21 protein-coding genes are annotated in these 21,073 nt (G+C 63.8%); 10 read left to right on the plus strand and 11 right to left on the minus strand.

The features are described 5' to 3' along the window. Nucleotides 1-55: 55 nt before the first annotated feature. Complete coding sequence (gene pdxR / locus ACZ9A3_RS13395; protein WP_476252765.1) at nt 56-1,570, plus strand: MocR-like pyridoxine biosynthesis transcription factor PdxR; 1,515 nt, start codon at nt 56-58, stop codon at nt 1,568-1,570. Nucleotides 1,571-1,592: 22 nt separating this feature from the next. Here the strand turns inward: pdxR and ACZ9A3_RS13400 are convergent, their stop codons facing one another. Beyond that, nucleotides 1,593-2,171 carry a thioredoxin family protein gene (locus tag ACZ9A3_RS13400; RefSeq protein WP_249744423.1) on the minus strand — a complete coding sequence of 193 codons (579 nt, stop codon included), beginning with the start codon at nt 2,169-2,171 and terminating at the stop codon, nt 1,593-1,595. A gap of 24 nt (nt 2,172-2,195) precedes the next feature. Next, entirely contained in the window at nt 2,196-2,459 is a 264-nt protein-coding gene (locus ACZ9A3_RS13405; protein ID WP_213603952.1) for a DUF2790 domain-containing protein, read from the minus strand. A gap of 215 nt (nt 2,460-2,674) precedes the next feature. Between ACZ9A3_RS13405 and ACZ9A3_RS13410 the strand changes: the two genes are divergently transcribed. Both ACZ9A3_RS13410 and ACZ9A3_RS13415 read left to right on the plus strand, forming a co-directional pair. Continuing rightward, complete coding sequence (locus ACZ9A3_RS13410; protein WP_258593996.1) at nt 2,675-3,409, plus strand: response regulator; 735 nt, start codon at nt 2,675-2,677, stop codon at nt 3,407-3,409. Between the two features lie 14 nt (nt 3,410-3,423). Continuing rightward, nucleotides 3,424-4,713: a sensor histidine kinase gene (locus ACZ9A3_RS13415; RefSeq protein ID WP_476253331.1), complete on the plus strand. Its 1,290-nt coding sequence runs from the start codon at nt 3,424-3,426 to the stop codon at nt 4,711-4,713. 7 nt (nt 4,714-4,720) lie between these two features. Here ACZ9A3_RS13415 and ACZ9A3_RS13420 read toward each other — a convergent pair whose 3' ends face one another. The 5 genes from ACZ9A3_RS13420 to ACZ9A3_RS13440 all read right to left on the minus strand — a co-directional run bounded on the left by ACZ9A3_RS13420 (nt 4,721) and on the right by ACZ9A3_RS13440 (nt 10,054). Further along, nucleotides 4,721-4,972 carry a hypothetical protein gene (locus ACZ9A3_RS13420; RefSeq protein WP_093381367.1) on the minus strand — a complete coding sequence of 84 codons (252 nt, stop codon included), beginning with the start codon at nt 4,970-4,972 and terminating at the stop codon, nt 4,721-4,723. A gap of 96 nt (nt 4,973-5,068) precedes the next feature. Further along, nucleotides 5,069-6,016, minus strand: a complete 948-nt coding sequence (locus ACZ9A3_RS13425) for a FecR domain-containing protein (RefSeq protein ID WP_476252766.1) — start codon at nt 6,014-6,016, stop codon at nt 5,069-5,071. Beyond that, nucleotides 6,013-6,522 (minus strand): sigma-70 family RNA polymerase sigma factor, encoded by a 510-nt coding sequence (locus tag ACZ9A3_RS13430; RefSeq protein ID WP_045194228.1) that lies wholly within the window; start codon nt 6,520-6,522, stop codon nt 6,013-6,015. Before ACZ9A3_RS13430 ends, ACZ9A3_RS13425 begins: the two co-directional genes overlap by 4 nt. 73 nt (nt 6,523-6,595) lie before the next feature. After that, the gene (locus ACZ9A3_RS13435) at nt 6,596-7,438 is read right to left on the minus strand and encodes an SDR family NAD(P)-dependent oxidoreductase (RefSeq protein WP_258594000.1); all 843 of its coding nucleotides are present in this window, start codon (nt 7,436-7,438) and stop codon (nt 6,596-6,598) included. Between the two features lie 105 nt (nt 7,439-7,543). Next, nucleotides 7,544-10,054 carry a hypothetical protein gene (locus ACZ9A3_RS13440; RefSeq protein ID WP_476252767.1) on the minus strand — a complete coding sequence of 837 codons (2,511 nt, stop codon included), beginning with the start codon at nt 10,052-10,054 and terminating at the stop codon, nt 7,544-7,546. A gap of 120 nt (nt 10,055-10,174) precedes the next feature. Between ACZ9A3_RS13440 and ACZ9A3_RS13445 the strand changes: the two genes are divergently transcribed. Continuing rightward, nucleotides 10,175-11,089: a LysR substrate-binding domain-containing protein gene (locus ACZ9A3_RS13445; protein ID WP_476252768.1), complete on the plus strand. Its 915-nt coding sequence runs from the start codon at nt 10,175-10,177 to the stop codon at nt 11,087-11,089. On the opposite strand, the gene ACZ9A3_RS13450 is transcribed toward ACZ9A3_RS13445, so the two are convergent. The 3 genes from ACZ9A3_RS13450 to ACZ9A3_RS13460 form a co-directional block, all read right to left on the minus strand. Then, nucleotides 11,034-11,369 (minus strand): DUF2790 domain-containing protein, encoded by a 336-nt coding sequence (locus ACZ9A3_RS13450; protein WP_082075387.1) that lies wholly within the window; start codon nt 11,367-11,369, stop codon nt 11,034-11,036. The genes ACZ9A3_RS13445 and ACZ9A3_RS13450 overlap by 56 nt on opposite strands. A 75-nt stretch (nt 11,370-11,444) precedes the next feature. Beyond that, on the minus strand, nt 11,445-12,194 hold the full coding sequence (locus ACZ9A3_RS13455) for an anti-sigma factor family protein (protein ID WP_213603944.1): 750 nt from the start codon (nt 12,192-12,194) through the stop codon (nt 11,445-11,447). After that, nucleotides 12,191-12,700: a sigma-70 family RNA polymerase sigma factor gene (locus ACZ9A3_RS13460; protein WP_093381355.1), complete on the minus strand. Its 510-nt coding sequence runs from the start codon at nt 12,698-12,700 to the stop codon at nt 12,191-12,193. Before ACZ9A3_RS13460 ends, ACZ9A3_RS13455 begins: the two co-directional genes overlap by 4 nt. A 131-nt stretch (nt 12,701-12,831) precedes the next feature. On the opposite strand from ACZ9A3_RS13460, the gene ACZ9A3_RS13465 reads away from it, so the two are divergent. The 6 genes from ACZ9A3_RS13465 to ACZ9A3_RS13490 all read left to right on the plus strand — a co-directional run bounded on the left by ACZ9A3_RS13465 (nt 12,832) and on the right by ACZ9A3_RS13490 (nt 19,948). Continuing rightward, the gene (locus ACZ9A3_RS13465; RefSeq protein WP_258594009.1) at nt 12,832-13,878 is read left to right on the plus strand and encodes a catalase family peroxidase; all 1,047 of its coding nucleotides are present in this window, start codon (nt 12,832-12,834) and stop codon (nt 13,876-13,878) included. Then, nucleotides 13,875-14,405, plus strand: a complete 531-nt coding sequence (locus ACZ9A3_RS13470; protein WP_476252769.1) for a cytochrome b — start codon at nt 13,875-13,877, stop codon at nt 14,403-14,405. The genes ACZ9A3_RS13465 and ACZ9A3_RS13470 overlap by 4 nt, the downstream gene beginning before the upstream one ends. 132 nt (nt 14,406-14,537) lie before the next feature. After that, nucleotides 14,538-15,791 (plus strand): OprD family porin, encoded by a 1,254-nt coding sequence (locus ACZ9A3_RS13475; protein WP_093381349.1) that lies wholly within the window; start codon nt 14,538-14,540, stop codon nt 15,789-15,791. 88 nt (nt 15,792-15,879) lie between these two features. Continuing rightward, nucleotides 15,880-16,410, plus strand: a complete 531-nt coding sequence (locus ACZ9A3_RS13480; protein ID WP_045194244.1) for a sigma-70 family RNA polymerase sigma factor — start codon at nt 15,880-15,882, stop codon at nt 16,408-16,410. Continuing rightward, on the plus strand, nt 16,407-17,360 hold the full coding sequence (locus ACZ9A3_RS13485; RefSeq protein ID WP_093381347.1) for a FecR domain-containing protein: 954 nt from the start codon (nt 16,407-16,409) through the stop codon (nt 17,358-17,360). Before ACZ9A3_RS13480 ends, ACZ9A3_RS13485 begins: the two co-directional genes overlap by 4 nt. An 86-nt stretch (nt 17,361-17,446) precedes the next feature. Further along, complete coding sequence (locus tag ACZ9A3_RS13490; RefSeq protein WP_258594013.1) at nt 17,447-19,948, plus strand: TonB-dependent siderophore receptor; 2,502 nt, start codon at nt 17,447-17,449, stop codon at nt 19,946-19,948. A gap of 48 nt (nt 19,949-19,996) precedes the next feature. Here ACZ9A3_RS13490 and ACZ9A3_RS13495 read toward each other — a convergent pair whose 3' ends face one another. Beyond that, a complete protein-coding gene (locus tag ACZ9A3_RS13495) occupies nt 19,997-20,857 on the minus strand; it encodes a hypothetical protein (RefSeq protein ID WP_093381341.1) in 861 nt (286 codons plus the stop codon). Nucleotides 20,858-21,073 lie beyond the last annotated feature (216 nt).

A 21,073-nucleotide genomic window follows, 5' to 3' on the forward strand; every position in this document is an offset into this window, starting at 1 on the left:
TACGAATAGACTGGCCTGCCCGTTCAGGCCAGTTTCTTCACTTGCGGCAGACCACATGGCAACCACGTTCGAGCTTGAAACCCTGAAGATGCGCGTCAATGACGCCGAGTTCGCAGCGCTGGACCTGCACCAGCGCATCCAGCGTGCGCTGCGCGCGCTGATCCTTGAAGGGGCGCTGTCCGCTGGCGTCAAGCTGCCGGCCAGCCGCGCCCTGGCCAAATCGCTGGGCGTCGCCCGCGACACCGTCGAGAACGCCTACGTGCAGCTGCAGCGCGACGGCTATATCGTCCGCCGCGCAGGCTCGGGCAGTTATGTGCCGGACAACCTCGGCGCGCAACTGCGTGGCAGCGGGCAACGGCGCATCAAGGCCGGGGCGCAAAAACGCAGTGATCTCGAGCCCGGCCAGGGCTTGAGCCTGCGCGGACGGGCACTGTTCGACAACGGCGGCGTCAGCGACCAGCAGGTGATCAAGGCCTTTGCCACCGGCCTGCCAGAAACCCGCTCGTTCCCCCTTGCAGTCTGGGAACGCCTGCAGCGCCAGGCCGTGACGGACCATCGCGGCAACGTCCTGCTGCACGGCGACCCGCAGGGCAGCGAAGCCCTGCGCAAGGCCATCGCCACCTACCTGAACCTCGAACGTGGCGCCAAGGTGATGCCCGAGCAGGTACTGGTGCTCAGCAGCACCCGCCAGGCACTGTTCCTGTGCGCACAAATGCTGGTGGATGCCGGCAAGCCGATCCTGCTGGAAAACCCCGGTTACTTCGGCGCGAAGAAGGCCTTTGAAGCGGCGCAGGCGCGGATCGTGCCGATCGACGTCGACGCCCACGGCATCCGCACCGACCTGCTGCGCGCCGACCAAAGCGGCGCCAGTTGCGTCTACGTCACGCCGTCGCACCAGTACCCCACAGGCGCGACCCTGAGCCTTGCGCGACGCCTGGAGCTGATCGACTGGGCGGCGCAGAACGGCAAGTGGATCATCGAGGACGACTACGACAGCGAGTTCCACTACGACGGCCTGCCCACCGCCTGCGTGCAGGGCCTGGACAGCCAGCAGCGCACCCTCTACATCGGCACCTTCAGCAAGACCCTCTACCCCGGCCTGCGCATCGGCTACATGGTCTTGCCGCCGGAGCTGGTAGCGCCCTTCAGCGCGGCGCGCAGCATCATCGACGGGCACACCCCGCAGGTGCTGCAACTGACCCTGGCGCGCTTCATGGACGACGGCCACTACAACGCCCACATCCGCGCCATGCGCAAACTCTACGCCGGGCGCCGGGCCTGCCTGCTTGATGCGATTGGCAAGCACCTGGCGGGCGTCGTCACCGCCATGCGCCCGCCGGGAGGCCTGCAGATCCCCTGCGTGCTCGAGCCAGGCTGGACAGAGCAACACACCATGAATCTGGCCGCCCGCGCCGGTGTGCAGCTACCCGGGCTCAGCCGTTTGTATGCCGGTGAACATAAACAGCAGGGCTGGCTGCTGGGCTATTCATCGCTGACAGCCAGTGAAATCGAAACCGCAATCCGGCAACTGGCCAAGGTCCTCTGCAGGAGCGGGCTTGACCCGCGATGAGGCCAGCGCCACCCGAGCATCTTCACCCCGCCTGCCCGTCACGCTCCTTGAGCAGTTGCTGGATGACTTGCTCCTGGGTGTCGTAGGCGCCTTCGCCAAAGTGCACATAGCGCACCTGGCCGCTGCCATCGACGATGTAGTGCGCCGGCCAGAACTGGTTGCCGAAGGCGTTCCATATCGCATAGTCGTTGTCGATGGCCACCGGGTAGCCGATACCCAGTTTCGTCACTTGCGCACGCACATTGTCGACTACCCGCTCTTCAGGGTATTCCGGCGTATGCACGCCGATCACCACCAGGCCCTGGTCGGCGTAACGCTTGGCCCAGGTGTTGACGTGCGGCAGGCTGCGCCGGCAATTGATGCACTCGTAGGTCCAGAAGTCCACCAGCACCACCTTGCCCTTGAGCGCTGCGCGGTCCAGTGGTGGCGAGTTGAGCCACTGCACGGCGCCGGCCAGTTCCGGCATCGGCCCCAGTGTCTCAAGGCTTGCCGGCGTGCCGGCGAACAGGCGGTTGCCCAGGCCCGCCAGCGCCAGCAGCACGGCCAGCAGTGCGGCGATGCCCAGGGCCCGACGGCGACTTGTGTTGAAATTGATGTTCATGGACGAACCTCCCTGATCGATGGCTTAACCGCCTTCATGGCAGTCACTGGCAAATTTCTGGTACTGCAGGCGGTGTTCCTTGCCCTGGGAATCAAGGTAGTCCATCTGAGCGTTGACCACGCCGCAGCCCATGCTGCTGTCCTCGTGCAAGGCCAGGACCTTGTGCACATCCAGTTGCTGGCCGTAACGATACTGCTGTACCACCACCGGGTCGCTAGCCTGGGCGGCAACGGTGCCGAGGCTGAACAGGGTCAACAGGCTGGCAGTGGCAAGGGTCTTGAGGTTCATGGCGGTACTCCCGAGTCAGTTTGCACAGAGGTGGCGGCTGCCACCCGTTGCTGGCTATTTCAGGCCCGCCAGGTATCGCCAATGTGTCCGGATCGGCCCGCTTTGCCTCGCCAGGTATCTATGGCCGCAGCAGATACACTGCAATACAAAGCCCGGCAGGCAAGCCCTGCCGGGCTCTGTACACTTGCCGCCACCACCACAGCGGGAGCCGGACGATGGAGCATGTCGATCACATCCTGGTCGTCGACGACGATCGAGAGATCAGGGAGCTGGTAGGCAACTACCTGAAAAAGAACGGGCTGCGCACCACCATCGTCGCCGATGGCCGGCAGATGCGCGCCTTTCTCGAGTCCAATGTGGTCGACCTGATCGTGCTCGACATCATGATGCCCGGTGACGATGGCCTGCTGCTGTGCCGCGAGCTGCGCGCCGGCAAGCACAAGGCCACGCCGGTACTGATGCTGACCGCCCGCAACGATGAAACCGACCGCATCATCGGCCTGGAAATGGGCGCCGACGACTACCTGAGCAAGCCGTTCTCGGCCCGCGAGCTGCTGGCGCGGATCAACGCCGTGCTGCGCCGCACGCGCATGCTGCCGCCAAACCTGAGCATCAGCGAAAGCAGCCGCCTGCTCGGTTTCGGCCACTGGCGCCTGGACACCACCGCGCGCCACCTGCTCGACGCCAACGGCACCCTGGTGGCCCTGAGCGGCGCCGAGTACCGGCTGCTGCGGGTGTTCCTCGACCATCCGCAACGGGTGCTCAGCCGCGAGCAACTGCTCAACCTGACCCAGGGCCGCGAGGCGGATATCTTCGACCGCTCCATCGACCTCTTGGTCAGCCGCCTGCGCCAGCGCCTGCAGGATGACGCCCGCGAGCCGGCCTATATCAAGACGGTACGCAGCGAGGGCTACGTGTTCGCCTTGCCCGTGCAGCGGGTCGAGGCCTGAACATGGGCAGCCTGCTGCGTTGGCCGCGCACCCTCGCCTCGCGCCTGGCGCTGATCTTCTTCACCGGCCTGGTGTTGGCCTACGGTTTGTCGTTCAGCTTCCAGTTCTACGAGCGCTACCAGAGCTCGCGCTCGATGATGCTCAGTAACCTCGAGCAGGACGTCGCTACCTCGGTGGCCATTCTCGACCGCCTGCCGGCCGCCGAACGCGCCGCCTGGCTGCCGCGCCTGGAGCGGCGCACCTATCGCTACCGCCTGGATGCCGGCGAACCCGGCCAGCGGCTGAGCATGGATGACGCGCCCATGGCCGCACTGTCCATCGGCAAGGCCCTGGGCGGCCAGTACGCCCTGGACTACCAGAGCATCCCCGGGCCCACGCCGCACTTCCAGGTGCACCTGCGCCTGGCCGACGGCGCACCGTTGAGCGTCGACGTCACCCCGGCGCCGGTGCCGATGTCGAGCTGGCTGCCGGTGGTGCTGCTGATCCAGCTGGCGCTGCTGTTGCTGTGCACCTGGCTGGCGGTCAAAACCGCGATCCGCCCGCTGACCCGCCTGGCCGAAGCGGTCGACCAGCTCGACCCCAATGCCCCGGGGCCGCAACTGGACGAAAGCGGCCCGCGGGAAGTGGTGTATGCCGCAGTGGCCTTCAATACCTTGCAGGCACGTATCGGCGCCTACCTGAAAGAGCGCATGCAACTGCTGGCGGCGATCTCCCATGACCTGCAAACGCCGATCACGCGGATGAAGCTGCGGGTCGAGGCCATGGACGGCAGCAGTGATCGCGACAAGCTCTGGAGCGACCTGGAGGCCATGGAACACCTGGTGCGTGAAGGCGTCGCCTACGCCCGCAGCATCGATGGCAACAGCGAGGCACCGTGCCGGGTCAACCTCGATGCCTTGCTCGACAGCCTGGTGTTCGACTACCAGGACAGCGGCCAGCAGGTCGAGCTGCACGGCAAGACCGGCGCGCTGCTCGAAACCCGCCCGCAAGCCTTGCGCCGGGTGCTGGTGAACCTGATCGACAACGCCCTGAAGTTTGCCGGCGCGGCGCAGCTCGAGGTGCGCAGCGGCGCCAACAACGGCACGCTGATTCGCGTGCTCGACCAGGGCCCGGGGATACCCGCCGAAGAGCTCGACGCGGTGCTGCAACCGTTCTACCGGGTAGAGAACTCGCGCAACCGCAGCACCGGCGGTACCGGCCTGGGCCTGGCCATCGCCGCGCAGCTGACCCAGGCCATCGGCGGCCGCCTGACCTTGAGCAACCGCGACGGCGGCGGCCTTTGCGCGCAGATCGAGCTGCCCTGAGGCAAGCTCAGCCTTGATCACCTGCAGCGACGCTGCAACGACCCGGCGCCAGCACCGCAGTGATGCTGGCGAATGGAATGCAGCGGCATTCATCATCGCAGGCGAAGTACAGCTGCAACTGGTGGGTGCACCAGTCGATGCTGCGCACCACGCCTGACTGGGTTTCCATCACCCCGTACTCGGCGGCAAAACAGCCATACAGCACCACAGTGTCTCCAGGTTGATACAGGCGAAGGCGCTCTTTGTTGTTCTCGTCCATGTCGGTATGGCTCCAGCCTTTGAACCGGCATCATCACCAACCGCAAGGCAGCGCGCTACTGGTAAAAATGTCAGGCGACCAACAGCACGGCACCGCTCACACGGTTTTCTCGCGGGCCACCAGGGTCACCCAGTAGCGGCTGCGCGCCTGTACCGCTACCGGCAGGCTGGCCGCCAGCAGGGCCAGCACCCGATCGGTATCATCCAGGCGGAACGTGCCGGTGACGCGCAGCGTTTCCAGCGCCGGCTGCCAGTGCAGCCAGCCCGGTCGGTAACGCGACAGCTCACGCAAAAACTGCGCCAGCGGCTGGTTGTTGACACTCAGAACGCCATCGCGCCAGTCCGGCTGGTGGGGGTCGAAACGGTCCATGGCGCCACTGCCGTCGGCGGTGATAGTCAGCTGATCGCCGACCTGCAAGGCCAGCGCCGGGCCCTGGCGCGGCTGCACCTGCACTGCGCCCTGGAGCACGGCGATGCGACACTGCTCGGCGTCGCGCCGCAGGCACACCTGGGCCTGGCCGACGCTCACCCGGGCCATGCCAAGGTCAACGTGCAGCGCCTGGGCGCGGCTGACGCTCAGGGCGATTTCGCCTTCGACCAGGGTCAGGCGCTGGTGAGCAAGGTCAAGGTTGACGGCGGTTGCCGTGTTCAACTGCAACAAGCTGCCATCGGCCAGACGCACGCCACGGCGCTCGCCCACAGCGGTGCGCAGGTCGGCGCGCAGGGCCTGCAGCGGCACCTGCTGGCTGAGCAGCCAGCCGGCGGGCAACACCAGCGCCAAAGCCAGGCCACGCTTGAGCAGGGTTCGACGGTTGGCTTCGGGACGGTCGAGGCTGGCCATGGCCAGGGTTGGCGGCACGTTCTGGAAACGCTGGCGCAAGCCCTCGGCGCGCTGCCAGATCTGCTCGTGCTGGGCATTGGCCGCGCGCCAGTGCTGCAGACGCTGCAAATCCTCGGCGCTGGCCTGCCCGGAATCGAGTAAGGCCAGCCAGTGCGCGGCCGTGCGCGCCAGTTGCCGGGCTTCGCGGCTGAAGGTGCGGCTCATAGTTCAACCAGCAGGCAATGCTCATAAGCCTGGGCCATGTAGCGTTTGACCGTACGTTCACTGACCGCCAGGCGCTCGGCGATCTGTGCGTAATTCAGGCCTTCAAGCTGCGACCAGAGAAACGCCCGACGCACCGCCGCCGGCAAACCGTCGAGCAGTTCGTCTAGGGCCTGCAGGGTTTCCAGCAGCAACCAACGCTGCTCTGGCGAAGGCATCAGCGCCTCGGGCAGGCTGGCCAGAGCCTCGAGGTAGGCACGCTCCAGGCTGCGGCGCTTGTGGAAGTTGACCAGCAAACGCTTGCCGACGGTCAGCAGATAGGCCCGTGGCTCGCGTAACTCGCTCAGCACCTGGGGGCTTGCCAGCACGCGCAGGAAAGTATCCTGGCTGAGGTCGGCGGCATCCCAGCGGTTGCCCAGGCGCTGGTACAGCCAGCGCTCCAGCCAACTGCGATGCTCTCGGTAGAGGCCCTGCAGGGTCTGCTCGGTGGGGCCCGCCGCTTCGCTCATGTCAACGCACCTGGATGGATTAGACTCAAATGAGATTGATTCTAATTAATACCCTGATGCAAACCAAGCGCTATTACATGGCTTTTATCATCTGCCAGCGTTGCCGCACCTCGCGCACGGTGCCGGCCGACACCCCGCGCAGCTCGCGTGGATAGTCCACCTGCGGGTTTTCCTCGAAGCGCGTGGCACAGAACTGGCCGTTGCTGGCACGCAGGATGTAGCCGCTGTCCTGGCAGTCTGCCGAGGCCAGGTACAACACCCCGGGCACAACCCACTCGGGCTTGAGGTCTTCGGGCTCGCCCTGCTGACCCCACATGCGCGTGCGCGCCACCGGCGAAATCGCGTTGACGGCAATCCCGTGCTCGGCGCCCTCGGCGGCCAGGGCGTTCATGATCCCCAGTTGCGCCATCTTGCCGGCGGCGTAGGCACCCAGGCCGGTTTGCGCATGGCGCAGGTACATGGCCCGGTCCGAGGTCGTGAGCACGATACGCCCGCTGCCAGACGCCTTGAGCGCCGGCCAGGCGTGCTTGCTCAACCACAGCGGCGCGTGGACGTTGATGGCCAGGGCGCGCTCGATGAACTCGCTGCTGCAGTCTTCGATGTTCTGGTAACCGACCCAGCCGGCGTTATGGATCAGCGCATCGAGGCCGCCGAAAGTGTCGAGCACCTTGCTGATCAACTGTCGGCACGCTTGCTCATCGCTAAGGTCGGCGCTGTGACCAATCACCTGGTGGCCTTCGTTGCGCAACAGTTCGGCGGCGCCCTCGGCAATCGAAGCATCGTGGCCACAACCTTCGCGGTCGGTGCCAAGGTCGCTGATTACCACCTGCGCACCGGTTTGTGCCAGGGCGCGGGCATAGGCCAGGCCCAGGCCACGGGCGCCGCCGGTGATGAGTACGGTTCTGAATGGGGTCACAAGCAGTCTCCTGATGGCCGTTCAGCCTAGCCAGTCAGCGCTGCAAAGTTGAATACTATCGAACAGGGTCGCCGATATCCGTGGGATATCGGCGGCTCCCGGGCACTACTCGCTGCGGCGCGCCAGGCCGGAGACAATGGCAACCATCAGCAAGCTGATACCCCAGCCAACCAGAATTTCGAACCAGATCAGCAGGCGCACGAAATGCTTCCAGCCAAATGATATGAACTCGTCCCAATACCCTTGCTTGGGTGTCGGCACCAGCGGCGCCCAGTCCGAGTCCTGCTGCAGGTCGACCAGGGGCATCAGTACATCCAGGGAATAGGCCAGCGGGCTGAAGCCGGTGTATTCCTCACGCAGGGTTTGGCACAGGTACCAGTTGCCATTGCCATAATAGGTGGGCGGCGTCTCCAGCCCCGGATTGGCCTGCCGCCAGGCGTCGCCCCGGTCTGGTCGACAATCGAAGTAGGCGTCATGCTGGAACACCAGCGGGTTGCTCGGGCCGAACACACGTTGTTGCGAAGCAGCGTACCAATAGAAGCCAGCGCAGATTAACCAGATCGCCAGAAACCAGACCAGTAGTTGCATCGGGCGGTAGCCGAAACCGGTGAGTCGACCGTAGAGCCAGTGCAAGCCTCTGGCCGTGCTTGTGTATATCGGATGTGTCCATTTCCACCAGTTCTGTGGCGGCTGACCAATATGGCCGATGTCGCGCAGTTTCCGTTCAAATGCGACCCCCACTTCACGGGCCTCGGCGGTATGCCCCATGTTCTCGAACACGTGTTGCAGATGGCGCCAGGGTTGGGGGCGAAAGTCATCGCCAGGACTCGCAGGATGGCCTACCAGCGACAGTGCGGGGACCTGCTTGCCCAGCCACGCGACCCTGAACGCAGCGTTGACTGGTGCACTCGCCGCCAGGGACTGGTAGTCCAGGCCGTTGAGCACGATGTTGTCGCCCCAGGTGTCTTCGTCGTCGTCCAGCTCACCAACTCTTGCACCGGCGAACGTGGCGTTACTCAATGGATGATCCAGCGCCCTGAGAATCAACGGCCCCTCCAGATGCATTCCTTCCAGATCCAGTGACACCTTTTTCTCGTCGGCAAACCGGGCTCTGCTGCAATCGAAGCTGCCGGCTAGCCTGGCACCGTCGAAACTCACCGCTTTGTGCGCATGGAAACCATCACCTAGCCTGACCTGCCCCTTCACCTCCACCCTTGCCGCGGCCAGAGAGATATCTTCGTCGCCCTCCAATTCAGCTTTCCCACACATCAGGCCACCGTCGATCTGAGCCCCCATGAGACGAAACGCCCCCGTTGCCTTGAACCCCCGGTGAAGAAAAAGATCTCCTTGAAGAACCATGCCGTCAGCCGACAGCGCATCGCTACCCTGCCCATCGATCACACCGCCGTTAAAATTCAGCTGCCCATCGATCCGGGCCCGAACCAGACGTACCTCGCCCAGCGCGTGGAAACCCTTGCTGAAAAACACGCCTCCCGCAACACCAACACCATCGGCAAACAAGGCTACATTTTGTTGCCCTTCTATACGTCCCTCACAAACTAGTTGCCCATCAATACGGGCCCCTAATAGACGAATCTCACCTATGGCAGCAAAATCGCCTTTCATGCCCAGGTCCTGCCTGAGTTTCAAACCTTCAGCATCCAGAGCCGATTCGCCCATGCCGTTGAGGCTGGCGTCTTCAAGATTCAACTGGCCGTCGATCCGGGCGTTCTGACAACAAACCGATCCCTTTGCCGTGAAAGCGCTGTTCAAACAAACATTGCCTTTCACCCAGGCTTCGTTGAAGAACAGTGACTTCTCGCCCTTGCCGTCAAACATCGAATTACTGCAATCGAGTACCCCTTCGACTTTCATACCCAGGCAGACAACTACCCCCTTTGCCTTAAACTCATCTGAAAGGCGGACTGACGAATCAACCTGCGCATGGGCGAACAGTAGCGCGATAGCCCCTTTTCCATTGAGACGCGCCCCTCGGCCATTCACTTCACCTGATATACGGGCTTCCTGGAACGACACCATGCCCAAGCCAATCAGATCCGTCATCACCAGCGAACCTGCAATTTCGATGCGTGAAGCGAACAACGCAGCCTGTTTGCGCCCATTCAACCTGGCCCTGACCAAGTACAGGCTTCCACCCACTTGGGCATCGCGTAAGTTCATTGGACCGAAACAACGATACTCACTTAGATTCACCGCTCCCCGAACATCCAGCCGTTCAGCCTCGAGGCCCGGGCTTGAGCAGCCAGACATGACCAGTGAGCCGCAAACCTTTGAATCGGTAAAGTTAGGTGAATCACTGAACATACAGTCGCTCAGGGTCATCGAACGAGGTACTGCCGAGCTGCGCAAGTCCAGCGTTCCGACGATGTAAGCCCCGGCCAGTTGCACACCACACTCATGAACCGGGGCAGAACGATCACCGCCGAGCAGCAAAAACCGCAAAAAATCGGCCCGAATGCTGTTTTCGAACGTTGCCTGGGTCGGCCGCGATGAACCGAATCGAGCTAGCGTTCCGTGTTTGCAGTGCGCCTGCAAATGACTTTCTGCCGCCGTCAATGGCGTGAAATCGCTGCGCGACCTCCCTGTTGCGTTCATGGATTGTCCTCTGGCTCGGGCAAATCGGCAGATACTAGAGCGCATACAAAGTGCCATCAATCTGAGACGGCGATTTTTCGGTCATAATCAGACTGCTTTTGTGATCCAAGGACGCCACCCGTGATCGAAACCCGCCTGCTGCGCCAGTTCATCGCCGTGGCCGAGGAGTTGCACTTTCACCGCGCCGCCGAGCGCCTGCACATGGCCCAGCCGCCGCTGAGCCAGGCCATCGCCCGGCTGGAGCGGCGCCTGGGCTTTGCCCTGTTTACCCGGCACTCCCGAGGTGTGGCGCTGACGGCCGCCGGCGCGAGCTTTGTGCAGACCGCGCGGGCGACCCTGGCAACCCTGGAGCACGGCATCGTCCAGGCACGCCAGGTCGCCGAAGGCATCGCCGGCCAACTGCGTATCGGCAGCCTGGCGCTGGCGGGCTATCCGCTGCTGCTCAAGGCGCTCAAGCAGTTTCGCAGCGACTGGCCCAAGGTACAGCTGGAGCTGCAACAGGGGTCGTCGGCGCAGTTGGTCGAACAGTTGCTCGATGATCAACTGGATATTGCCGTGGTCCGCCAGTTGCCACTGATGAGCGAACGCCTGAGCAGCCGTTTGTTGCTGGAAGAAGAAATCTTGCTGGCACTGCCGAGTGAACATCCGCGCGCTGGCGAAGCGGCTGTCAGCCTGGCGGATTTTGCCGATGAAGATTTTGTCTTCACCCCACAAGCCCTGGGCGCAGGCTATCACCAGCAACTGCTCGACCTGTGCCAAAGCGCGGGTTTTTACCCGCGCATCAGCCAGCAGGCGGCGCAACTGCAAACGCTGATCAACCTGGTCGGTTGCGGCTTCGGCATCGCCCTGGTGCCGGCCGCAGCCGCCCAGGCCAATGCCCAGCCAGGGCTACGCTTTTGCCGCTTGCGCGAGGCCAGCCCGCGCCTGGGGCTGTACCTGATGTGGCGCAGCGACGATCCCTCGCCGCTGCCGGGGCGCTTTATCGCGTTGACTGAAAACGCGGGCACTGACCTTCGAGCCGATAACGCAGGGTAACCAGCTGGCCACTGGAATCCTCGAAGGTCATCAGCATCGGCGCCGCTTCGCAGCCGCGGGCCATGGGCGTCTGTTCGATCAGACGGGCGACATCCACAGATTTGCCGTAGGTAAAGTCCTGGATAGTGGGGACGCTCTTGCCGGTTCTTGCTGCATAGGCCTGCACTGCCTGCTCATGGGCAACCAGACGCGCATCCTTTACCTCTGGTGCCGAAGCCTGCGCGCTTTGGCCGGCCAGCAGAACCACTGCGGCCATTACCAAACCTTGCATGCGCTTCATTGGCGGATACCTCGAATGAAGTGAAATGACAACAGGAACAACGGTTTCGAGCTTACGCCGCTAATGGTATTCCAGCTACAAAGTGATACCGAGGGCCTGACGCAATTGCTCACCGCGGCTGTCAGACGCGGCGCTGACCAGGGCGTAGTTGTAGTCACCTCGCGACCAGTAGCGGGCCTGCAACTGGCCGTCGGTGCGCTCGCCACTGGGCATGCGCGCGTAATGCTCACCCGGCGAGCGCAAGAACAGGCTGACCCGCTGACCCTGGGCGTCCTCGAACAGCAGCAGCGCCGCCGGCCCCTGCTCGTTGCTCAGCAGCCGCGCGCCCACCGGGGTGAAGCCGTAGGCCGAGAGGTCCGGCAGGTTGCCGACATGGGCAAAGTGCTGGCCCAGCCAGGCCTGCAGGCGCGCCGGGTCCTGGGCGCTGAGGTCGAGGGCCTTGGCGTCGGCGAACAACCGATGGGCCTGCACGGCATCAGCCATCGGCGGGTTACTGGCCAGCAGAATCGCCTCGCGCCCTTGCCAGCCGCCCAGGCCGCCGATGCCCAGGGTAACCAGCAGCACCGCAGCACTGGCCCAGCGCCGCTGGCGCCGACGGCGCAGCTCACGGCGTACGTTGGCCGGGTCCAGGCGCGGGTTGGGCGCCTGCCCGGCAAAGCCGGACAGCGCCGCGCGCAACTGGCGGGCATCGTTGCGCCAGGCTTCGACCCGCGCCGCCTGTTCGGGGTTGGCCGCCAGGTACAGCTCCACCGCCCGGCGCCGCTCGCTGTCCAGGCGCTCGTCAACATAGGCGTGTAATTCGTGATCAGACGGGATCAAGCTCATTTCAACCTCCGCAGCGCCGCGGGCGGGGTGTTGCCCTCGGCCAGTTCGCGCATGGCCGCACGGGCGCGCGACAAGCGTGACATCACCGTGCCAATCGGCACATCCAGGGCCAGCGCGGCCTCCTTGTAACTCAGGCCTTCGACGCTGACCAACAACAATAAGGCGCGCTGCTCGGTGGGCAACTGCGCAAACGCCGCCAGGCCCGACTGGGCAACAACGATGTCTTCGGTGTTGCTGCCCGCCTCCTCGCCACGGCCGAACCAGGCCAGCCAGCGCGCCTGGCGGCGTTCGCGGCGTTTGCCGTCGATAAACTGCCGGTACAGGATCGAGAACAACCAGGCGCGCAAGCTGCCCTCTTGCCGCTGTTGCCCGCGGCGGCTCAAGGCGCGCTCGACGGTGGCCTGGACCAGGTCATCGGCGCTGCTGGCCTCGCGCGTCAGCCACAGGGCGAAGCGGCGCAGGCGCTGAAGCATTTCGCGCAATTGCTCGTCGTCTAGTTCGTTCATTGCCGCAGTCTTGGCCTGTAGGCGATCAGTGTACGAGGCAGACGCTGGCGGTGAAGAATTATTCCCGGGCGTTGGAATAAATTTCTGCGACCGGCGTCGTACCGGCTCATTCACTGACCCGGATCACCGCCATGAGCACTCCGTTACACGGCCGCCCCCGCGCCCTGCGCCTGGCTGCCATTGGCCTCGGGCTGGCGGCCCTGGCCGCTGGCTTTGCCTACACCGCAGGCTGGATCGGCGCCGAACGCCTGAGCCCCAAGCGCTTTATCGACACCTTCGAAGACCAGGCCGGGCACTATCCCGGCTACCGTAAGAATCACGCCAAGGGCCTGTGCGTCAGCGGCTACTTCCAGAGCAGCGGCGCGGCGGCCAAGCTGTCCACCGCGCGGGCATTCAGCCAGGCCCGGGTGCCGGTGATCGGCCGCTTCGCCATCGGCGGCGCCAACCCCCACAGCGCCGATGCCAGCGTGCCGACCCGTAGCCTGGCGTTGCAATTGAGCAGCGACGATGGCCAACTGTGGCGAACCGGCATGAATACCCCGCCGGTGTTGGCGGTAGGCACGCCCGAAGCCTTCTACCAGCAGGTACTGGCCATGACCCCGGACCCGGCCACCGGCAAACCGGACCCAGCGCGCCTGCAGGCGTTTTTCGCCGCCCACCCGGAAAGCGCCGCCTTTCGCCAATGGGCCAAGGACTACAAAGCTTCGGACAGTTTCGCCAACTCAAGCTACAACAGCATCAATGCCTTTGCCCTGATCGACGCCGCTGGTAGTGCCCGCTTCGTGCGTTGGAGCCTGCTGCCGCAAACGCCGTTCGCCGCGTTGCCGGCCCAGGTCGATGATCGCGACTACCTGCAACACGACCTGCGCCAGCGCCTGGGCCAGGGCCCGCTGCGCTGGACCTTGCAACTGACCCTGGCCGAAGCCGGCGATGCCGTCGATGACCCCAGCCAGCCCTGGCCCGCGCAACGGCCCACGGTGAACGCCGGCACCCTGGTGATCGACCAGGTCGATGCCGCGGAGCAAGGCGCCTGTCGCGACCTGAACTTCGACCCGCTGATTCTGCCGAGCGGCATCCGGCCGTCCGCAGACCCGATCCTCGCAGCCCGCTCGGCGGCCTACTCGGAATCCTTCAACCGTCGCGCCCGTGAAGCCGCGCAGCTGGGAGCCCGCCCATGAAACCTGTTGCCTTCCACCCCCTGGCCCGCGCCGTGCACTGGCTGATGGCCGTGCTGATCCTGGCCATGCTGCTTGTGGGCGTGAGCATGGTCAGCGACCTGTCGCCGCGCCATACCTGGTTGATCAGCCTGCACAAGGCCATTGGCCTTGCGCTGTTGCTGCTGGTGATTGTGCGCATCGGCCTGCGCCTGAGCCTGCCGCACCCGCCGCTGCCCGCCGACGTGCCAGCACCGCAGCGCTGGGCGGCCAAGGCTTCGCACCTGTTGTTGTACGGGTTGATGCTGGCGATGCCGCTGCTGGGCTGGGGCATGCAGTCTGCCGGTGGCTACCCGCTGCCGTTGCAACTGCCGGCGCTGCTGCCCCACGACCTGCAGCTGTATGCCCTGCTGCGCCAGGCCCACGCTTGGCTGGCCTATGTGCTGTTTGCCACCGTGCTGGTGCACCTGGGCGCAGCGCTGGTGCACGGGCTGATCCGCCGTGATGGCGTGCTGCGCAGCATGTGGCCGGGGCCGTTACCCAAGGATTAATATCTTAATTATTTTTCATTCCTGGCCATTTCCACCCTAAAGAGGTCTATTCAAAAATAAAGATAATATGTTAACAATATAGGCAGAGACACCTGGCACCCGCCACACACAACAACAAGAAAGGTAGCCCTAATGCTTCTGCCCCGTTCGCTGACGGTGAGTGCCGGCCTGTGCGCCGCATTCACCCCCTACCTGGCCCAGGCCGAGTTCATCAAGGACAGCAAGGCCAGCCTTGAGACGCGCAACTTCTATTTCAGCCGCGACTTTCGCCAGAGCGGTGCGCCGCAGAGCCAGGCGCGGGAGTGGGCCCAGGGTTTTATCCTGAAAATGGAGTCGGGTTTTACCGAAGGCACCGTAGGCTTCGGCCTCGATGCCCTGGGTGAGCTGGGGGTCAAGCTCGACTCCAGCCGCGACCGCCGTGGCACCGGGCTGCTGCCCTTTGGCGCCAGCCAGGAGCCGGTCGACGACTACAGCGAGCTGGGCCTGACCGCCAAGCTGCGCGTCAGCAAGACCACCCTCAAGCTCGGCACCCTGCAACCGATGCTGCCGGTGGCGGCGATCAACGACGTACGCCTGCTGCCCTCGACCTACAGCGGCGGCCTGCTGACCTCGCAAGACATCGACGGCCTGACCTTGAACCTCGGTCGCCTGGAAAAGCAGAACCTGCGCGACTCCTCGAGCAACGACGAGATGAGCTATGCCGGGGTCGAAAGCAACCACCTGGACCTGGCCGGCGGCACCTACGCGATCAACCCGCGCCTGGCCGTCAGTTACTACTACGCACAAATGCAGGACATCTACCGCCAGCACTACGCCGGACTGGTCCACGACCTGCCCCTGGCCGAAGGCATCAACCTGCGCAGCGACCTGCGCTACTTCGACACCCGCGAACAGGGCAGCCACAACCTGCGCGCAACCTCACGGGTCGATGGTGGCAAGATCGACAACCGCTTCTTCAACGGCATGCTGACCTTGGGCGTGGGCGCGCACAAGTTCGGCCTCGGTTACCAGAATCTTTCTGGCGACGGCGATTTTGCCTACCCGGGCCTGGACCCTTATTCGGTCAACCTGGTCACCGTCAACGTCTTCACCAAGGCCGAGACCGATGCCTGGCAAGCGCGCTACGACTACAACTTCGCCGCCCTCGGCCTGCCGGGCCTGAGCTTCATGACCCGCTACGTCAACGGCAGCCATATCGAGACCGCCAGTGTCAGCGGCGGCAAGGAATGGGAGCGCGATACCGACATTGCCTACGTGGTGCAAAGCGGGCCGCTGAAGAATGTCAGTGTGCGCCTGCGCAATGCCACCTTCCGCTCCAGCGGCGGCTTGACCACCGATATCGACGAGAACCGCCTGATCGTCGGCTATACCCTGGCCCTCTGGTAAACACGGGTGGCGGCAGTGTGAAAACAACCCTTTATAAGTTTTTTGGGAATGCTTATCATCTGCATCATTTTTTCGGGATGCAGCCAGGATGAGCGCACCGCCGTCACCGCCCAATGCCGAGCTCGGCCAGCTCTACCAGCACCATCACGTGTGGCTGCAACACTGGTTGCGCCGGCGCCTGAGCTGCCCGCAGCGCGCCGCCGACCTGATGCAGGACACCTTCGTGCGCATCCTCGCTTCCTCCGAGGCGCTGGAACTGGTGCGCTTGCTGCGTGAGCCGCGCAATTACCTGGTAACTGTGGCGCGGCGGGTGATGATCGATCATTTCCGCCGTCAGCAACTGGAACGCGCCTACCTCGAAGCCCTGGCCGCGCAGCCGGAAGCCGAGCAGATCTCCACCGAAGAGCAGGTGTTGATTCTGGAAACCCTGCGGGAAATCGACCAACTGCTGGCCGGCTGTGGCGCCAAGGCGCGCAAGGCGTTTCTGATGGCCAACTGGCTGGGCATGACCTACGTGGAAATCGCCGCTGCCTTGGGCGTGTCGCTGACCACGGTGAAAAAATACCTGATCAAGACCACCGAGCGCTGCCTGCTCCTCGCCTTCGATGCCCAGCCATGACTGACCGCGAACGCCAACGCCAGGCCCTCAAAGCCGCCGCCCGCTGGCATGTGCAACTGGCCGCCGGCGATGCCCCGGCCGAACTGCAGCAGGCCTGGCAGGTGTGGCTGGCCAGCGCCGCCGAGCATCGCTGGGCCTGGGCACGGGTCGAGCAGTTGCAGGGGCGCCTGGCCAGTGTGCCGGGGGCGCTGGCCTTCGACACCTTGCAACGCAGTGAAGCCCAGGGCCTGCCCCGGCGCAGTGTGCTCAAAGGCCTGCTGCTGGCCAGCGGCCTTGGCCTCGGTGGCTGGGCCAGCTACCGCAGCCAGCCGGCGCAGCAGTGGCTGGCAGATGAGCACAGCGCCACCGGCGAAATCCGTCACCTGAACCTCGCCGACGGCAGCCAGCTGGTGCTCGATACCGCCAGCGCCGTGGACATCCGCTTCGATGATCAGCAACGCCTGATTCGCCTGCGCCACGGGCGGATTTTTCTTACTAGCGGCAAAGACGGCCGCCAGCGCCCGTTGCGGGTGGAAACCGCCGAGGGCCTGGTCGAAGCCCTGGGCACGCGCTTCAGCGTTGATCAGCGCGAGGCCGCCAGCCGGGTCGAAGTGTTCGAGCATGCGGTGCGCATCAACCCGCGCCAGGCCCCGGCACGACGCCTCGAGGCCGGCCAGCGTTGCCAGTTCGACAGCCATGCGGTGCAGGCCGCGCAGGCCGTCGCCAGCAGCGAAGCGGCCTGGACCGGTGGGCACCTGATCGTCGAGGACTGGCGCCTGGGCGAGTTGCTCGACGAACTCGGTCGCTACCGCCCTGGGCTGTTGTCCTACTCCAGCGAGCTTGAAGGGCTACGGGTTTCCGGGACGTTCTCGCTCACCGACAGCGATGCGGCGCTGTCGGCCCTGGCCACCTCGTTCAAGCTCAAGGTGCGTCGTTACAACCGCTTCTGGGTCAGTGTCGACCTGAGTTGAATTTTTTCAGCCAGGGGGGTGCCTGTTTTTTTTCGTTCGTCCGCCTCTGTAGGAAATAATCTCATTTGCGAACGAAGAGGATTTCCATGCAACCCCGCTTCCCCCGTGCCCCCCTTCCCCAGTTGATTGGCCGCCATCTGCTGGCTGCCGCCCTGGCCCTGCCCCTGCTGCCCATCACTGTTGCCCAGGCGGCAGAGAGCGACAGCGCCAGCAGCGGCCAGGTCTTTGCCATCGAAGCAGGTTCCCTGAGCCGGGTGCTGGGCAGCTTTGCCGCAGCCGCCGGGGTCAACCTGTCGTATGACGCGCAGTTGACTGCCAGCCTGCACAGCCCGGGCCTGCAGGGCCGCTTCGGGGTGCTCGAAGGCTTGAGCCGGATCCTCACCGGCAGCGGCCTGCAGGCTTACCGCCAGGCCGATGGCAGCTACTCGCTGCGCCCGCTGCCGGCCAGCAACGGTGCGCTGGAGCTGGGTGCAACCACCATTGGCGCCAGCACCTTGCAGGCGCCGATGGAAACCACCGATAGCTTCACCGCGCGCCAGGTTAGTTTCGCCAAGGGCGAGCATTCGCTGCGCGAAACGCCGCAATCGGTGACGGTCATCACCCGCAAGATGATGGATGAGCAGAACCTCACCACCCTCGAACAGGTGATGGAGAAAACCCCGGGGATCACCGTGCACGATTCGCCCATGGGCGGTAAATACTTCTACTCGCGCGGTTTCATGCTCGCCGGCCAGTACCAGTACGACGGTGTGCCGCTGGACCTGGGTGGCAACTACGTGCAGGCCAACAGCTTCGCCAGCGACATGGCCTACTACGACCGCGTCGAAGTGCTGCGCGGCGCCGCCGGCATGCTCAAGGGCTCGGGCAGTTCCGCCGGCGGGGTCAACTTCATTCGCAAACGCGGGCAGGAAAAGGCCGCCACCAGTGTCAGCCTTTCAGCCGGCTCCTGGGACAACTACCGCGCCCAGCTCGACACCGGCGGCCCGCTGAACGAATCCGGCAGCCTGCGCGGCCGCCTGGTGGTCGCCGGCCAGGACCGCCAGTACTTCTACGACATGGGCAAGCGCGACGACCAGGTGGTCTACGGCGCCCTCGACTACGACTTCAACGACGCCACCACCCTGGGCATCGGCGCCGCCTACGAGAAGCTCAATGCCACCCCCTGCTGGCAGGGCCTGCCACGCTACAGCGATGGTTCGGACCTGAAACTGTCGCGTTCCACCTGCCTGGGCGCGACCTGGAACAGCTGGGAAAGCCAGCGGGTCAACCTGTTCGCCGACCTTACCCACCACTTCAACGACCAGTGGCTGCTGAAAGTCGCCGCCATGCACAGCCACAACACCCAGGACATGCAGTACGCCATGACCCTGGGCAGCGTGCCGGTCGGCAGCACTTCGGCCAACAGCCAGCTGTACTCCGGCGTGTTCGACTACGACCAGCACGACTACGGCATGGATGCCTACCTGGACGGCAAATTCACCGCCTGGGGCCTGGAGCACGAGCTGATCGTCGGCGCCAACGCCAGCCGGGCCAAGGGCAGCGACAGCTACGCGCTGATCAACATGACCCAGCTGATGGGCGTGACCATGAACCCCTTCGCCCCCGACCGCGACATTCCCAAGCCGCCAGACAGCCTGTACCAGACGGCCTCCTACCGTGGCGGCCCGCTGCCGGTGGAAAGCGACACCCGGCAGATCGGCACCTATGCAACCTTGCGCCTGAAACTGGCCGAACCCCTGACCCTGGTGCTTGGCAGCCGGGTCAGCTGGTACCGCAGCCAGCGCGACTCCTACACCCAGGCCTGGGACTACTGGCAGCACGACCGCAGCCAGGAAAACGGCCAGGTCACACCGTTCGCCGCACTGATCTACGATCTGGACGAGACCTGGTCGGTGTACGGCAGCTACGCCGACATCTTCCAGCCCCAAGGCACTTACACCGATGCCCAGGGCAGCCCGCTGCAGCCCAAGACCGGCGCCAACTACGAGCTGGGGATCAAGGGCGAATGGCTCGATGGCGGCCTGAACGCGGCGTTCAACCTGTTCCGCACCATCGAGGCGCACCGCGCCGAAGCCGATTACGACTCGGTGTGCGCCGGCTCCTCCGACGGTTACTGCTACAGCGACAAGGGCAAGGTCCGCGCCCAGGGCTTCGAAGCCGAGCTCAGCGGCGAGCTGGCCGAACGCCTGCAGGTGCTGGCCGGCTACACCTACACCGAGCTTGAGTACCTCAAGACCAACAGCACCAGCCAGGACGCCACCTTCACCGCCAGCTATGTACCGCGCCATCTGCTGCGGGTCTGGGCCGACTACCAACTGGACGGCCCGCTGCAACGCTGGAGCCTGGGCGGCGGGGTCAATGCGCAAAGCGACAACCACTACCAGGACCGCGCGGCGAAAACCGAACAGCCCGGCTATGCGATCTGGAACGCGCGCGTGGGTTACAAACTGGACGACAACTGGAGCATTGCCGTCAACGGCAACAACCTGTTCGACAAGCACTACTATTCCAGCGTCGGCGCCCTGGCCTGGGGCAACTTTTATGGTGAGCCGCGCAACTTCATGGTGACCCTGAAGGGCGATTTCTAAAAAGGCAGTTAAACAGTCGGCGGCGATGAATCAAGCGCCCGTCGCCGACTACCGCTCACGCGAACTGATAGCGAAACGGTCGCAGACAATTGAGGAAATCAGGTCGGCATAGCGCGCACGAAAACTGCCCTCCACCCGTAGATACTGCGAATCGTCGCCTTTGTCGACAGTGACATTTAGCGTGCCGTAGGGCAGACGTAAAACGCCACTTTGAATTATCCGAATGTCGTCTACTTTCGCCAGATCAAAAGAGTACGATCCCGAGACCGGAATGCGACGGTGGGGAATGAATATCGAAACAGGCACCCGGGCCTGAAACACCAAGAACACGCCTTCCAAGCCCATGGTCACTGAGAACGCATCGGCAACCAATGCTGTTTCGTTGTAACCCACCCGCCACGTGCCCTTGAACTCATTACCCGAGCGGCTGCCCGCAAGCGATGCGTTGGCCGGCGCGGCCTCGCGTTCTCGGCTGGTGAAGAGAAAATCAGGACATTCAAACGTTGATTTCCCATCGATCAACACGCTGGAAAAACGTCCAGCATAAAAACCAATCAATGCCTGGTCCGTCAGTTTTACATCGACCGTCAACATGCCCTGCTCGATGGGCACTTGGGCGCCGCCCATCCAGATACTAACGTCCGAGCCTCGATGCAAATTGAACTGGTAATGTCCCGCGTTTGGAATACAGACAAACGGGATGCTGATCATGACCGTTTGCAATCCCCCCCCGGCGATCAAAAAGACCCCCTTGAAACCATAGAGAAACTCGAAGGTCTGGGCCCGAATTTCATATGTCTCATCCCAGATATGCAGTGAAGCCTGTAAATAGGAAGTACTCTGCGGAGCAGGAGGTTGCATCTCAAGTTCGGTTGCCGAAGCAATTGCTGCGTACTCTGAGTCTTTCATCACGTAATCCTCTGAGTGCCGGGCCAGGTGGCTGACAGCGTCAGGGTAGGTCTGGTGAAACTCATCAGTAAACTGGCAAAAATGCCAGGTCCATGGTTGTCGAAGCAAAAGTGCGAGAGCACATAACGAGCTGCAAATAATTATTATTTGCAGCTTTACTGTTTTGCCAAGGGCTTTCCTACGGCACAATACCCAGTATGTTCACCTGCCCTGGAT

The sequence above is a fragment of the Pseudomonas sp. TE4620 genome (genome assembly GCF_056279045.1).

Coding starts and splice junctions, on each gene's coding strand:
- ACZ9A3_RS13430 (WP_045194228.1), bottom strand. CDS start 6,522: ATGAGCGAAGCGGCGGGCCCCACCGAGCAGACCCTGCAGGGCCTCTAC.
- ACZ9A3_RS13465 (WP_258594009.1), top strand. CDS start 12,832: ATGAGCACTCCGTTACACGGCCGCCCCCGCGCCCTGCGCCTGGCTGCC.
- ACZ9A3_RS13455 (WP_213603944.1), bottom strand. CDS start 12,194: ATGAGCTTGATCCCGTCTGATCACGAATTACACGCCTATGTTGACGAG.
- ACZ9A3_RS13405 (WP_213603952.1), bottom strand. CDS start 2,459: ATGAACCTCAAGACCCTTGCCACTGCCAGCCTGTTGACCCTGTTCAGC.
- ACZ9A3_RS13470 (WP_476252769.1), top strand. CDS start 13,875: ATGAAACCTGTTGCCTTCCACCCCCTGGCCCGCGCCGTGCACTGGCTG.
- ACZ9A3_RS13420 (WP_093381367.1), bottom strand. CDS start 4,972: ATGGACGAGAACAACAAAGAGCGCCTTCGCCTGTATCAACCTGGAGAC.
- ACZ9A3_RS13475 (WP_093381349.1), top strand. CDS start 14,538: ATGCTTCTGCCCCGTTCGCTGACGGTGAGTGCCGGCCTGTGCGCCGCA.
- ACZ9A3_RS13480 (WP_045194244.1), top strand. CDS start 15,880: ATGAGCGCACCGCCGTCACCGCCCAATGCCGAGCTCGGCCAGCTCTAC.
- pdxR (WP_476252765.1), top strand. CDS start 56: ATGGCAACCACGTTCGAGCTTGAAACCCTGAAGATGCGCGTCAATGAC.
- ACZ9A3_RS13460 (WP_093381355.1), bottom strand. CDS start 12,700: ATGAACGAACTAGACGACGAGCAATTGCGCGAAATGCTTCAGCGCCTG.
- ACZ9A3_RS13490 (WP_258594013.1), top strand. CDS start 17,447: ATGCAACCCCGCTTCCCCCGTGCCCCCCTTCCCCAGTTGATTGGCCGC.
- ACZ9A3_RS13485 (WP_093381347.1), top strand. CDS start 16,407: ATGACTGACCGCGAACGCCAACGCCAGGCCCTCAAAGCCGCCGCCCGC.
- ACZ9A3_RS13440 (WP_476252767.1), bottom strand. CDS start 10,054: ATGAACGCAACAGGGAGGTCGCGCAGCGATTTCACGCCATTGACGGCG.
- ACZ9A3_RS13400 (WP_249744423.1), bottom strand. CDS start 2,171: ATGAACATCAATTTCAACACAAGTCGCCGTCGGGCCCTGGGCATCGCC.
- ACZ9A3_RS13425 (WP_476252766.1), bottom strand. CDS start 6,016: ATGAGCCGCACCTTCAGCCGCGAAGCCCGGCAACTGGCGCGCACGGCC.
- ACZ9A3_RS13495 (WP_093381341.1), bottom strand. CDS start 20,857: ATGAAAGACTCAGAGTACGCAGCAATTGCTTCGGCAACCGAACTTGAG.
- ACZ9A3_RS13450 (WP_082075387.1), bottom strand. CDS start 11,369: ATGAAGCGCATGCAAGGTTTGGTAATGGCCGCAGTGGTTCTGCTGGCC.
- ACZ9A3_RS13410 (WP_258593996.1), top strand. CDS start 2,675: ATGGAGCATGTCGATCACATCCTGGTCGTCGACGACGATCGAGAGATC.